Below are 12,482 nucleotides of genomic sequence, written 5' to 3'. Positions count from 1 at the left end.
GGTCGATCCACCTCGACACACCGGCTCTGCGGTCAGGTCGGCAGGAGCCGTGCGACCGCGGGTTCAATCCGAGCGCCCTGCGGGATCACAGCCCCGTCGGCGACGACGCTGCGGGCGCCGATCACGGCCCTGCGGCCGATACGGGCCGATGCGCCGATGTGCGCTTCGGCGCCCACGATGCAGTCGACGAGCACACTTCCCGGCCCGATCCGGGCCGCCTCATGACATATCGCGCCGTCCAGGACGGAGCCGGCGCCGACGACTGTGCCGGCGCCGACGACTGATCCGTTCGCCAGCGTTGCGCCCGCTCCGATCACCACTCCGGCCCCTACGTACAGGGGCCCCACCAGGGTGGCGTCCGGCGGCACCAGCACCCCGTCCTCGAACCAGACGCCTGGAGCCACCTCAGGGCAGTCCAGTTCGACTCGCACCTTCCCGGCCAGCGCGTCCGCCTGGGCGCCGTGGTATCGATCGTGGGTGCCGACGTCCTCCCAGTACGCGTCGGTGGGGCAGCCGTAGATCGGCGCGTCCTTCTCGACCAGACCGGGAAACACGTTCCGCGCCCAGTCCACTGCCTGACCGGCGGGAATCCGGTCGAGGATCCCGGGCTCCATCACGTAGATCCCGGTATTGACCTGGTTCGATGGCTCGGTACCGGCTGCCGGCTTTTCGATGAATCGGTTGATCCGACCGTTCCGGTCGGTGGTGACCACTCCGAACCCCAGCGGGTCTGCCACTTCCGCAAGACCTACGGTCACCAGCGCAGAATTCCTCCGGTGGCTCTCGATGAGCTCTGACAGATCGCAATCCGTCAGAGCATCCCCCGAGATCACGAGGAAACTGCCGCCGCGCAGGTGTTCCACCAGTACTTTGAAGCCCCCGGCAGTTCCCAGTGGGGCTTCTTCCGTCACGCATGATATCGATAGATCGAAACCATCGAGCCCGTCCAGATACTCCTGGATCTGCCCGGCACGGTACTGCGTTGTGACGATCGCTTCTTTAATTCCGTGCCGTTCGAGCAGGCGCAGCACGTGATACAGGATGGGCTGCCCGGCAATTGGTATTAATGGTTTCGGGAGACTCGCCGTCAGCGGAAGTAACCGAGTCCCCCGGCCACCGGCCATAACCACGGCCTTCATACTTTCTCCATCCTTCTGATTGAAGCCGACCAACAGGGGCGAATCAAACGATGGGTGAACTCATACTGCGGCGCGCACGTCGTCTATGACCTGGGCTATCGCCCGCGACTGGGCCAACCGGACCAGCCGGCTCTCCTGACCCTGAATCGCACGGGTCACGTCCTCAACCATCAACCGATACGGATCAATTGCGTCATAGGAGCCTGAGAAATCGGCTCCGGAAGATCGCGTGACTTCAAGCACCGAGGACCGGGCGCCCGCGGTGAAGGCGGGGGAGACGAGCTGGATCCCCCCTGCTTTCCCGCTGATCTCGAAGGTTTCCGTCCAGTTGCCGGTGAGTCCGCTGAAGACATCTGCCGAACCGCCGCCCGGGAAATCCAGGACAAAAGAGGTCAGTCGATCAGCGGATTCCGGGGCCCAACGCTCCTGCCTGGCCTCGCGCACCACCGGCTGCCGCCATCCGAACGCGGCGAGCGTGGCGGAAATGGCGTAATATCCGACGTCATACAGCGCCCCACCGCCCAGTGCGGGGTCGAGGCGATAGTTTCCTGCGGCGGGAGCGATTCCGTCAAAGAACGCGGCGACATGCGTGACCTCACCGATGGCACCCAGCTCGAGCAATGACTCCATTTCCCGGGTCCGCGGGTGCCAGCGATTCCATGCGGCCTCCACCAGAATTTTGCCCGCAGCATCGGCCGCGGCTGCCATGGAATCGATCTGCGCGGCGGACAGACCTATCGGCTTCTCGCAGACCACGTGCTTTCCAGCCCGAAGCGACTCCTCGACCCAGTCGCGGTGGGCACTGTTGTGCAGTGCGATATATATGACGTCCACATCGGGGTCGCCAAGGAGGTCCCGGTAAGTGGAGTACGTCTTCCCCGGCCTCAGAGATGCGGCGCGCTTCAGGTCCCGGGATGCCACGGAATGGAGAGCGGCGTCCGCGGTGGCGTGAACCGCCGGCGCCAGGCTCGATGCGGCGATCGAGCCCGCTCCCAGAAATCCCCAATTAATCACGTCGACTCCTGGAGATTCTCGGCGTGGATGAGGTCGAGGACCAGAGAGCTCCAGCCGAAGGATTGTGCGCCGTGCCCGGCCGCGTCGTACGGCCCGTAGCACTCACGCATTCCGGCTCGCGCCACGAGCTCTACGGTCCGTTCCGCCAGAGTCGTCGCCGCATCCGCGTAACCCCGTGCGCGCAGCCCCCAGTACAAGTACCAGTTCAGGTTGAGCCAGCTGGAACCCCTGAATATGGCTTGGGTGCTGAAGTCGTGATCGAAGGAGGGCTCGGTCGCGGCCACGCTGGAGATCGGAAACCGGTGCCAGAATTCCCGCTCATTGAGCAGGTGTTCCTCGATGACGCGCTTGGCGTGATAGTTGGGAATCGAATCCAGGATGATGGGGAAGAGGGAAGTGGCCGTGAGCACCTCCACGCGGGAACCAGACACCTGATCCACGTCGAAGAAAGCGCCTGCCTCGTCGTCCCAGCAGTGGCGCAGCAGTGACTCAGAAATTCCTTGCGCGCGTGCCGAGAGAGCGCTCGACGTTTCGACGGACAGCCCTGCCGCAATCGCGAGCCGTGAAAGCGAAAAGAGCCCGTCCGCGTAGATTGTGTTGACCAGGACGTCATTCCATACGAATGCTCGATGTTCCCTGAGACGGCTTTCCGGTGTCCGGTCTCCCGAGTAGGAGCCGATCAGTTCACGCATAGCCTGGTGCCAGTCGCCGGCTATCCGGTCGGGTGCCGACGCATGGATGCCCAGAGCACGGTCGTATTTGGGGCTTATGTCGATCCCCGACTCATCCGGCTGGTAGATCTCGAGCAGACCGGTTTCCGGGCTCGTTCGGTTCTCCGCCAGCCAGGAGAAGAAGGCGAGGGCCGGGGGCAGAACCTCGGCGAGCCAGTTGTCGTCCGCGGTCGCCTCGAAGACCCGCTCTATTGCTCGGGCCAGTACGGGAGGGGCGATGGTGACCGATCGCCACTCCTCCCACAGGTCGATACGGAACTCTGCCGTGGCCCGTGCACGGAGGTCGTCCTGCCAGAGCACCATGTGGGGGATGAAACCCGTAGGTGTCACCGCCGAGACGAGGGAGCTGATCTCGTCGCGTGCTCTTTGGGTGTCCACCTGAAGCAGCGAGATGGCGTGATAGCTGCTGTCCCATGCCCACTGGAACGGATAGGTGTCAGGCGACGGGCAGGTGTAGTCGTATGGCAGGCCGACTCCTGCGGAGTACCCCGACCGATGATTTCTCTTCAGCATCTCCTGAGCAGCCCTGGCTGCCTGAGCGACGTGTTGGTTATTTTTCACCGATCCCCCGCTGGATATGAAATGACATGACATTACATGAATTCAGCTTGTGCGGGAATTCCGCGATGTTGCGGCACGTCCGAGGAAGAGCAGGACGACCGCCGCCGCCAGCAGTACGGCCTCGACCGCGAAGGAGCGGCTCACCCCGAACCGGTCGGACAGCGCTCCGAGCATCAGCGGAGCCGCCATGATCGACATCGCGACGATGAGTTGCACTCGAGCGGTGGCCTGGCCCGTTCTGCCCTGCGCGGCCACTACCGCGAGCGACAGCGTCAGCGGGAACAGGTTGGCGATGCCGAGCCCGGCCACCAGCAGTGCCACGAGAGCGATCGAAGTGGTGCTGCTCGCCCAAAGCGCCAGGAAACCCACCGTCGTGACCCCCAGTGCGGCGAACACCAGCTGGGTGGTGGTGGCGCGGCTGGCGGACAACCGACTGCCGGCGAGCCGGCCGAGCAGTGTGCCGCCGTAGAAGAGGCTCATCGCCGTGGTGGCCTGTCCCTCAGTGAAGCCGATACTGCTGGTCAGCTGTGGGGACCCGTAGAAGACCAGGCAGAACTCGGCTCCGACCGAGACTCCGCACAGTGCCGCGAGCAGCCAGTAGGAGGCCGGGAGCCGCCCTGGCGACGCCGCGCCCCTGGCCGCCGCCTGGTAGGACCCCAACGGCTCCTGACGGAACGTCATGTACAGGCTCATCGCGATCACCAACGGCAGCAGCATGCTCGGGCCCCAGCCGGCACCGGCCGCCCGGAACGCTCCGATCACCAGCGGCGCCGCCAGTGCGGCCGCGCTCGCGCCCGCGTTGGCCTCGACGATGGCGCACTCGCGGAGGGGGCCGTGATGCTGCGCCAGAACGGTAAGCACAGTGGTCTGTACCAGCCCGCCCCCCACACCCATCACCGCCGCGGCGGTCAGTGTGACCTCCACACTTGGGGCCGCCGCAAGCAACATCGCGCCCAGCACCAGTACGGACAGGGATGCCCAGAAGACGCTGCGGTACCCGAACCTGCCGATCAGCCGTTCTATGAGCGCGTTGGCGAGGATCCCCCCGGCGGCGAACACCGTCGAATGCGCGCTCATCATCGCATAGGAGAGTTCGAGGTCATGCCGGAGCAAGGGCAGCAGCGGGCCCAGGGAGTAGAGAACGTAGGCGTAGACAGCAAGTCCACCGTAGGCCAGGCGAGTTGTCCGGTCCCGGACGAATAAGGCTGCCTGAACCGTCATATCCCGATACCGACTTCTTCTCCGCGGACCTCGGCGGACACGGAATGAGCGGCCAACAGCACCTCAGGAGCGAGCATGGAGGTCTTCATGGACGCTCCCTGCCCGTACTCGGTGAAGGCTCGCAGCACACCGGATTCGTCATTGATCGACACGCGGGTGGTCACCAGGGGACGGGCGTCCACCAGGCCGGTCTCGATGAGGCGCAGGGCGACGCTGGAGACATTGGCCGACCTGGTCATGGGGAAGAGGCGTACGTCGAAGGGGGTGGCTCGCAGCTTCAGCCCCTTGGCCAGAATCATCCAGGTGTTGATCTGCTGAGGCACCGCGGTGGCCCCGTACAGAACGTACTCGCCGCCCGGCCGCAGGAGCCCCATGGCCAGCTCGCGGATGTCCTTCTCTCCCGGCTTCGCGGCACCGATGTGCGGGAGGGCGTCGAAGACGTAGTCGGCGTACTGGTCGTGGTGTTCACGGACGAATTCGTCGAGCGCGGTGAGCTGCGTGTCCGTGTTGAAGGCCAGCCCGGCACCGTAGGTCTGGGCCAGGTCGAGCCGCGCCTGGTTCTGGTCGAGCACCATGACCGATCCCGCCCCCAGGTATCGGTTGAGGACCTGGACGGCGAGGAGCGCGCTGGGGCCGCAGCCGAGGACGACGCAGGTGTCACCGGGCTTCGGAGGGTTCAGGAGCAGGGAGCGCAGCACCGAGGTGAGGGGCTCGACGATCGTGGCCAGGTCGGAGGGCACGGATTCGGGAAGGATGACGGCCGCCGCCTGGTCCGCGTCATAGAAATTGCGCTCGGTGTACCAGGATGTTTCCATGCCCCGCCGGCCGGGGAAAATCGGCCGCAGCGCCCGGTATTCGGCCATTCCACCGAAATCGGTCTGTCCCCAGTAGCAGACGCGATCGCCCACCTCCACGGATCCCTGCAGCTTGCGTCCGACCTCCAGAACACGGCCTACATACTCATGTCCAGGTATGATCGGCCAGGATTCGGGAAAGAGGTGCCCTCGGAAGTAGGACACATCGGTCGAGCAGATGGATACAGCCTCGGTGCTCATCAGGATCTCGTCCGGCTGACACACTGGATCAGGGACCGTGGCACGCTCAATAAACCCAGGGGCAGGCATCAGATATGCGTACATGTCACTCCTAGAAGTTAACGCCGGTACGTCCGGGCCGGGCGTACCGGCGAAAAGGTGTCGATGCGCGATCGTTTCACTGATGAATCTTCCAGATTTTGGCATGCCTGTAAGCCCACCAAAATGATTGGCGAGAAGATTCTTGCGTTCTTTTCGGTTCTTTACTCGGGAGGCTGCGGGAGGCTACTCGCCCGAAGTGTCCACCTGGAAGGCGACGTCCAGCACATATCGACTGCCGACATAGCGGGACTCGGTGAGTTCGACGGGACGGTCCTCCTGGTCCAGAACGAGGCGCTTCTCGATGAGTAGCGCGGTCCCGGCAGGAACGCCCAACAAGTGGGATTCGAGATCGCCGGCGACGTCCGCCCCGATCGACGAATATCCACGCTGGGGGTACCTCCCCAGGCCGATCAGCGCCTCATGCATCGAGTGAGTGGCCGCGTCCACCTCCAGGAGGCCCGAAAGCTCCCCTGGGAAGACCGCTCTTTCCAGAGCCACCGGAATTTCGTCCGCAAGGCGGACGCGGGTGACGGCGATGACGTAAGCGGGCTCGGCCAGCTGTAGACGATGGATTTCATCCGGCTGCGCTTTCCTGGCTTCTGATGAAATGAGCTTCGACGAGGGTCGGCGTCCACGTCGACGCATTTCCTCACTGAAGCGAACCAAGTTTTCCGCACGCCGTCGGGCGGGTGGCTCGGCAACGAATGTACCTCTGCCGGACACTCTGTAGATCAATCCTTCGGCGACCAGGCTCTGCAGGGCCGCGCGTGCAGTCATACGACTGACTCCAAATTCGGCACACAGGTCGCTTTCCGAAGGCAGCGGGTCGTGGGCCCGCCTCTGCGCGATTCGCCCCCTCAATTCCTGCTCAATTTGATAGTACCGCGGGGCAAAGTCCGCACCCATAGGTTTCCCTCCTGAATAGAAGCATCCGTATAGCTGTCTAGTCAACCGCCCCCAAAACGCGCGACGCACGCCCTGGGCGTGACCTGCATCACTCCATGAGGCCCGCCTACGGGGGCGGCATCAAGGGAAATCGCAGGTCAGTCGACAGGTCGGTCGACAGTCGGTCGAACTGTCTAGACAGCTAGCCCGCCTAGCCTTATGGTGCCAGAGGCGCGCTGATGCCGCTCCTACCGTCAGGTCAACCGCCGCCGCAGCCTTCAGGCCGGTCGCCGATGTCCTGAGGTGTCCTGATGACCCATGCACAGCCCCGATCACCAACCGCCACCCTAGGGACAGGCCCGTGAACACCGCCAGCCTCACCGTCGCCCGAGTCGCCAAGATGATCGACCACTCCCTCCTGCGCCCCGAATTGACCACGCGCGACGTGTACGACGGCTGCGCGCTGGCCGCCCAGTACGACGTCGCCTCGGTGTGCGTGAGGCCGGCCGACGTGGAACTGGCCGCCAAGGCTCTGACCGGCACCGCCGTCCAGGTCGGTACCGTGGTCGGCTTTCCCCACGGCGGGTCGGTGTCCGCGACCAAGGTCGCGGAGGCGCGTACCGCGCTCGAGGACGGCGCGCGCGAGCTGGACATGGTCCTCAACATCGGCCGGTTGCTGAGCGGTGACGACCAGGCAGTGGCTCACGACATCCGCGCCGTCGTCGAAGTCGCCCGGACCGGCGGGGCCTTGGTGAAGGTGATCTTTGAGAACGCCTACCTCACAGACGAGGCGAAGGTCCGCGCCTGTCATCTCGCAGAGGACGCCGGCGCGGACTACGTGAAGACGTCCACCGGCTTCGCCTCCAGCGGTGCCACGCTGGAAGACGTGCGGCTGATGCGCTCCTCGGTCTCCGAACAGGTCAAGGTCAAGGCTGCCGGAGGCGTGCGCACCCTCGATGTCCTGCTTGCCATGGTCGACGCCGGGGCCTCGCGGTTCGGTGCCACCACCACCGCCGCCATGCTTGACGATCTCGCGGCTCGCCTCGCCTGACCGACCACCCCGACTTCGTGTCCCTCGGGGCCGACACGTGACAATCGGCGCCGGCGGCCACGGATTCCCGGGCCGGCGAGCATGATGGCGGCGGCGATGCCGGTGCCGACCGGGACGAACAGGAAGCGGCGGCAACGGCAGCCCGGCGCCGAGGCGGGCCTCGGCGAGTCCGCGGCCTGTACGTCTTCAAAGTGATCTCCGGCTGTCCGGGCCGGTCGAAGCACCGTCAATCGGAGCGTCACTTCGTTTGCTGCCGATGAGCGACCGCGACTGGGCCGAGCCGCGCTACCCCAGCTGGACTTCGACCACATCGCGCAGGATGCCGAACGCAGGCCGGCGTTCCAAGCTGAGCACCCAGTCGCTCCGGGCATCGGATGAGCGCCCGACGCGTTGACGCATGCCGCACACCGGTAGCCTCTCCGCCAGCCCGAACCGGGATCGACAGTCTCTCAGCCGGGCGAAGTACCGGTAGGGATCGGCGGCGAAGTCCTCGGACAGGATGCTGAAACGCGGATCGAGACGGACATGGTGGCCTCTCAGCCGGAAACCGGAACAGCGGGGGCGATGGGATCCGGCGATCAGACCCCGGCGGCCGAGATCCCCCTCCCCGGCTCAGCGACCAGCCGGTACCGCCCGTCCTCCTTCCGGACCGTGCCGCCCGTCGGCTGCGGGAAGTGGGTGCCCAGGAGCAACGCGTCGGTGTCCGCCAGGGCGTCGAGCAGCCGGCCGCGGGTGCGGACCGCCTGGGCGGCGTCGATGTCGACGCAGCTGTTCACGTGGGGGTGGGACAGCTGTACGGGGTGGTGGATGCTGTCGCCGGTGATCAGCGCCCGGCGGTCACTGCCACGCAGTTCCACGGCGACCTGCCCCGGGGTGTGGCCCGGGGCAGGGGCCAGGAAGACGCCCGGCGCCACCTCGTGCCCCTGCTCGGGCACGTCCACGAGGTCGTACTGTCCGGCGTCGCGGACGGGGGTGACGGAGTCGCGGAACATCTGGCGGCGGGCCTCGTCCAGGTCGGTGGCGGCCCAGTGGTCCCATTCGGTGCGGCTGGTGAGGTAGCGGGCGTTGGGGAAGGTGGGGACCCAGTCCTCGCCGACGAGGCGCGTGTTCCAGCCGACGTGGTCGGTGTGCAGGTGCGTGGTGATCACCAGGTCCACGGACTCGGGCGGGAAGCCGGCCGCCGCCAGGCGCTCCAGGAAGTCGGTGTCGAGACCGTTCCAGGCCGGGTTGGCGCGTGGCTTGGCGTTGCCGATGCCGGTGTCGACGACGATCCGCAGCCCGCCGACCTCCACCGCGAAACTGTGACTTGCCAGACGGGGGACGTCGGCGTCGGCGAAGTCGGGGCGCAGCCAGGACGCCTCGTCCAGCACCTCCTTGGTGGCGTCCGGCAGCAGCCAGGGTCCGGTCTGCCGTGGCAGTTCGATCTCGTCGACCCGCCGTACGGCGATGTCGCCGAGGCTCCATCCCGTGCTTGCGAAGGGGGTGGCCTGACGGGGCGTGGCGGTGCTCATCGGTGGGTCCTTTCGGGCGGGCGGGGCGCTCCGGGCAGGCAGGGCTCGGTCAGGCGTTGCGCGGCTGCCACACGGCGCGGGTGAGGCCGATCAGGGTCAGCAGGATGACCGTCACCGCGTAGAGCGAGACGGCGGTCTGCAAGCCGTACAGGTTGGTCAGCAGGCCGGCGAGGACGGCGGGGATGCTCATGGCCAGGTAGCTGAGGACGTAGTAGGCGGCGAGCGTGCCGGCGCGTTCGCCCGGGGCGGCCGGGGGCAGCAACAGGCGCAGGGCGCCCTGGGCGACGGCGCCGAAGCCCGCGCCCGCCAAGGCGGTGCCCGCGAACAGCGCGGGCAGGCTGTGCAGGTGCAGGCCGCTCAGGGTCAGCAGGGCCCCCGGGGTCAGAAGCGCGCTGCCGGCGAGGCTCACGGTGCGGGCGGGCAGCGCCCGGGCGGTGTGGCCGGCGAGGCCGGCCGCGGCCGTCAGGGTGAAGAAGACCAGGCCTCCGGTTGCGCGGGCGGCGTGCGGGGCGACGAGCCGGGCAAGCGAGGGGCCGAGGGAGGAGTAGAAGCCGCCCAGTGCCCAGGCAGCGACGACGCCGGGCGCGGCGAGTGCCATGGCCGGCCGGGAGGCGGGGGCGACGGTGATCGCGGGGCGCAGTGAGCGCCAGGCGCCGGGGTTGGGGCGGACGGTCTCGGGGGTGTGCAGGACCGCGGCGGCCTGCGCGGTGAAGAGCAGGAGCAGCAGCAGGTAGACGGTGCGGGTGGGGGCGGGGGCGTACTGCACGAGGGCGGTGGCGGCCAGCACGCCGACCGCCATGCCGGCCACAGGGGTGATGCCGTTGGCGGCCGTTGCCCGGCCCGGGCGGTTGGGGTCCTCGAAGTCGAGCAGGGCGGCTCCGGCGGCGCTGGTGGCCACGCCGGTGGCCAGGCCCTGCAGAATCCGGGCGGCGATCAGCGCTGGCACCCCCTGGGCGGTGGCGAAGACAGCCATCGCGATGCTTTCCGCCAGCAGCGCCCCGGCGAGGACCGGGCGCCGGCCCAGGTGGTCCGAGAGCGTGCCCGCGGTCAGCAGTGCCACCAGCAGGGCGAGCGCGTAGGCACTGAACACCACGGTGAGCGTCATGGCCGAGAAGTGCCATGCGGCCTGGTAGAGCGCGTAGAGCGGGGTCGGTGCGCTGGAGGCGGCCAGCAGGCCGACCAGGACCGAGGCGTGGAGCCGGAAGGCACCGCGGTGGCTCAGCACGGGCGGGCGGCGGGGATGGGACGGCAGGGCTGTGACGCTGGTCATGGAAGCACCTCCGGAACCTTAAGGCGAGTGCTTTGCATTAAGCACTCTAGGCCCGCGCCAGCCCGAAACGCAAATATTTAGCTTTTAGGAGGCGGGAGGGGCGCGGCACGGCCGAGCACCGCCGCCACCAGGTGGCTGGCGTAGGCCGCGGACAGGTCCGAGGGGCGGAACAGGATCCGATACATCAGGGGGGCGACGACGACGTCCAGCAGGGTCTCCACGTCGGGCACGGCCTCCCCCCGCCCGGCCGCGCGCACGCCGATGACCTTCAACTGCTCGGCGGCGTAGTCGGAGCATCGGGCCGCGTTGCCCTGCTCGGGGTCGCCCAGAAGGGCGTCGCGGATGTACGTGCGGCCCGCCGTCGAGGACATCTCCTCGGCGAACTGCACCGTCCACGCCTCCAGGTCCGCCCGCAGGCTGCCGTGGTCGACCGGCGGGGTGTCGGGGCGCAACCGCTCGACGGCCACGTCTGACAGCAGTTCCCGCAGGTCCCCCCAGCGCCGGTAGACGGTGGACGGCGTGACTCCCGCGCGGGCGGCGATCAGGGGCACGGTGAGCGCGTCCCGCCCCAGTTCCTCCTCGAGATCTCGGACGGCCTGGTGCACGGACTGCTGGACGCGGGCGCTGCGCCCGCCGGGGCGTGTGGTCGCTCGGGCACTCATGCGCACAGCTTAATGCGAAGAAGTTGCGTCTGGTGGCTGTCGGCTCAGTCCAACCGTCTCCTCAACCGCTTCCACCAGCACACCGTGGGCCGGCCCGACACCGACGACACCTCCACCATCTCCACCCGCATCGCACGGTGGCGCCGCAAGCTCGGGCCAACGCACCGGGAGACGACCGCCACCGTCCGCCAGATCGGCTACCTGTACGACCCGCGGCTGCCCGCCACGCTGAACACCGCCCGATCGGCAGGCAGGGCCGATGGGCCCACGGCAACGACCCGACGGCCGGGCCATGATGGACAAGGAGGTCCCGATGGCGAGGCTGAGACTTCACCCGCAGACCGGAGAGGGCAAGGTGCTGCTCGGCATCCTCCTGCTCATGCTGCTGGAACTGGTCGTCCTCACGACCACCCCGGTGCACGAGCGGTCGATGATCGGCGGCGTACTGCTGGGAGCCGGGACGGCGGCGTTCATACTCGCGCTGGCAGTGCTGCACCACCGCCACCGGGCTCGCCGAAGGCTGCCGGAGATCGCGAAGACGGACTGGTTCAGCGCGGACACCGTGGCAGGATTCCCGATGGAGGAGCTCCGCCCGTTGCTGCTGGGCCCCAATGCGCCGAACCTGAACCGCCTGTACACCGCATGGATCATGGCCACCCACGGTCACGACGCGGCCTGGATCAGCCATCACCTCGACCTTCCGCCCGCCACCGCCCACCTGCTCGTCGATGCGGCCCGGCGCCACGGCGCCGTGCCCGGTAGCCCTGAGCACAGCAAGGACTGATCCGGCCCGCCCGCCGCCGACCGGACCGAACACTGCAATCAATGCCGCCGAGTCCCTCGACGTCACCGGGCGGTACCGAGACGACGTCTTTTCCCTCCGTTACATCCTCACCCACGTGGAGGAGTACGCGCGGCACAACGGTCACGCCGACCTCCTCCGCGAGCACATCGACGGAACCGCCGACCAGTAACAGGGCAGGAAGACGAGCCGGAGTGCGGCCAGCGCGAGGTGGTGCGGGACGAGGAGCAGCCACTTGACCAGCCGCAGCCAACGCGACAGCGGCTCGTCGAGCACCGCCTCGACCCGCACCGACCCGTTCACCGCCGTGGTCGTCGCCATCGGGGTCGGCTACCGCGTCACCCCCTCGTGCCCATGGTTGCCCCAGTGCACGCAGAGCGCGTAGATCGCCAGGATGTCCAGCGCGATGATCAGCACCGACCAGAGCGGGTAGCTGGCCACCACCCACATGTGTGAGAAGGCGTTGAGCGACAGCACGGCCACGCCGACCCAGCGCGCC

At 67.4% G+C, this 12,482-nt stretch carries 13 protein-coding genes and 1 pseudogene; 3 read left to right on the top strand and 11 right to left on the bottom strand.

Annotated features, from left to right (window positions below; genetic code table 11):
• Positions 1-32: 32 nt before the first annotated feature.
• The 6 genes from ACWC9T_RS27225 to ACWC9T_RS27200 all read right to left on the bottom strand — a co-directional run bounded on the left by ACWC9T_RS27225 (position 33) and on the right by ACWC9T_RS27200 (position 6,708).
• Positions 33-1,124, bottom strand: a complete 1,092-nt coding sequence (locus tag ACWC9T_RS27225; RefSeq protein WP_449823723.1) for a sugar phosphate nucleotidyltransferase — start codon at positions 1,122-1,124, stop codon at positions 33-35.
• Positions 1,125-1,199: 75 nt separating this feature from the next.
• On the bottom strand, positions 1,200-2,153 hold the full coding sequence (locus ACWC9T_RS27220) for a Gfo/Idh/MocA family protein (RefSeq protein ID WP_449823686.1): 954 nt from the start codon (positions 2,151-2,153) through the stop codon (positions 1,200-1,202).
• Positions 2,150-3,397: an MGH1-like glycoside hydrolase domain-containing protein gene (locus tag ACWC9T_RS27215; protein ID WP_449823685.1), complete on the bottom strand. Its 1,248-nt coding sequence runs from the start codon at positions 3,395-3,397 to the stop codon at positions 2,150-2,152. The genes ACWC9T_RS27220 and ACWC9T_RS27215 overlap by 4 nt, the downstream gene beginning before the upstream one ends.
• A 90-nt stretch (positions 3,398-3,487) precedes the next feature.
• Entirely contained in the window at positions 3,488-4,666 is a 1,179-nt protein-coding gene (locus ACWC9T_RS27210; protein ID WP_449823684.1) for an MFS transporter, read from the bottom strand.
• A complete protein-coding gene (locus tag ACWC9T_RS27205) occupies positions 4,663-5,805 on the bottom strand; it encodes a zinc-dependent alcohol dehydrogenase (RefSeq protein ID WP_449823683.1) in 1,143 nt (380 codons plus the stop codon). The genes ACWC9T_RS27210 and ACWC9T_RS27205 overlap by 4 nt, the downstream gene beginning before the upstream one ends.
• A gap of 180 nt (positions 5,806-5,985) precedes the next feature.
• Positions 5,986-6,708: a GntR family transcriptional regulator gene (locus ACWC9T_RS27200; protein ID WP_449823682.1), complete on the bottom strand. Its 723-nt coding sequence runs from the start codon at positions 6,706-6,708 to the stop codon at positions 5,986-5,988.
• A gap of 379 nt (positions 6,709-7,087) precedes the next feature.
• On the opposite strand from ACWC9T_RS27200, the gene deoC reads away from it, so the two are divergent.
• The gene (deoC, locus tag ACWC9T_RS27195) at positions 7,088-7,738 is read left to right on the top strand and encodes a deoxyribose-phosphate aldolase (protein ID WP_449823681.1); all 651 of its coding nucleotides are present in this window, start codon (positions 7,088-7,090) and stop codon (positions 7,736-7,738) included.
• Between the two features lie 578 nt (positions 7,739-8,316).
• Here deoC and ACWC9T_RS27190 read toward each other — a convergent pair.
• The 3 genes from ACWC9T_RS27190 to ACWC9T_RS27180 all read right to left on the bottom strand — a co-directional run bounded on the left by ACWC9T_RS27190 (position 8,317) and on the right by ACWC9T_RS27180 (position 11,181).
• A complete protein-coding gene (locus ACWC9T_RS27190) occupies positions 8,317-9,249 on the bottom strand; it encodes an MBL fold metallo-hydrolase (protein WP_449823680.1) in 933 nt (310 codons plus the stop codon).
• Positions 9,250-9,298: 49 nt separating this feature from the next.
• Positions 9,299-10,519: an MFS transporter gene (locus tag ACWC9T_RS27185; RefSeq protein WP_449823679.1), complete on the bottom strand. Its 1,221-nt coding sequence runs from the start codon at positions 10,517-10,519 to the stop codon at positions 9,299-9,301.
• Between the two features lie 77 nt (positions 10,520-10,596).
• Positions 10,597-11,181 carry a TetR/AcrR family transcriptional regulator gene (locus tag ACWC9T_RS27180; protein WP_449823678.1) on the bottom strand — a complete coding sequence of 195 codons (585 nt, stop codon included), beginning with the start codon at positions 11,179-11,181 and terminating at the stop codon, positions 10,597-10,599.
• 313 nt (positions 11,182-11,494) lie between these two features.
• Between ACWC9T_RS27180 and ACWC9T_RS27175 the strand changes: the two genes are divergently transcribed.
• Together ACWC9T_RS27175 and ACWC9T_RS27170 are read left to right on the top strand one after the other, a co-directional pair.
• Positions 11,495-11,965, top strand: a complete 471-nt coding sequence (locus tag ACWC9T_RS27175; RefSeq protein WP_449823677.1) for a hypothetical protein — start codon at positions 11,495-11,497, stop codon at positions 11,963-11,965.
• A 46-nt stretch (positions 11,966-12,011) separates the two neighbouring features.
• A pseudogene (locus tag ACWC9T_RS27170) lies at positions 12,012-12,155 on the top strand (mycothiol transferase); the annotation flags it as partial.
• Here the strand turns inward: ACWC9T_RS27170 and ACWC9T_RS27165 are convergent.
• Together ACWC9T_RS27165 and ACWC9T_RS27160 are read right to left on the bottom strand one after the other, a co-directional pair.
• A complete protein-coding gene (locus ACWC9T_RS27165) occupies positions 12,107-12,304 on the bottom strand; it encodes a hypothetical protein (RefSeq protein ID WP_449823676.1) in 198 nt (65 codons plus the stop codon). The pseudogene ACWC9T_RS27170 and the gene ACWC9T_RS27165 overlap by 49 nt on opposite strands.
• Positions 12,305-12,313: 9 nt before the next feature.
• On the bottom strand, positions 12,314-12,482 hold a 169-nt coding region (locus ACWC9T_RS27160), incomplete at its 5' end, for a DUF7144 family membrane protein (RefSeq protein WP_449823722.1).

The sequence above is a fragment of the Kitasatospora sp. NPDC001159 genome (assembly GCF_053598235.1).
Note: the sequence above shows the minus strand (reverse complement) of the source record. Positions and strands in the feature narration are given on the sequence as shown.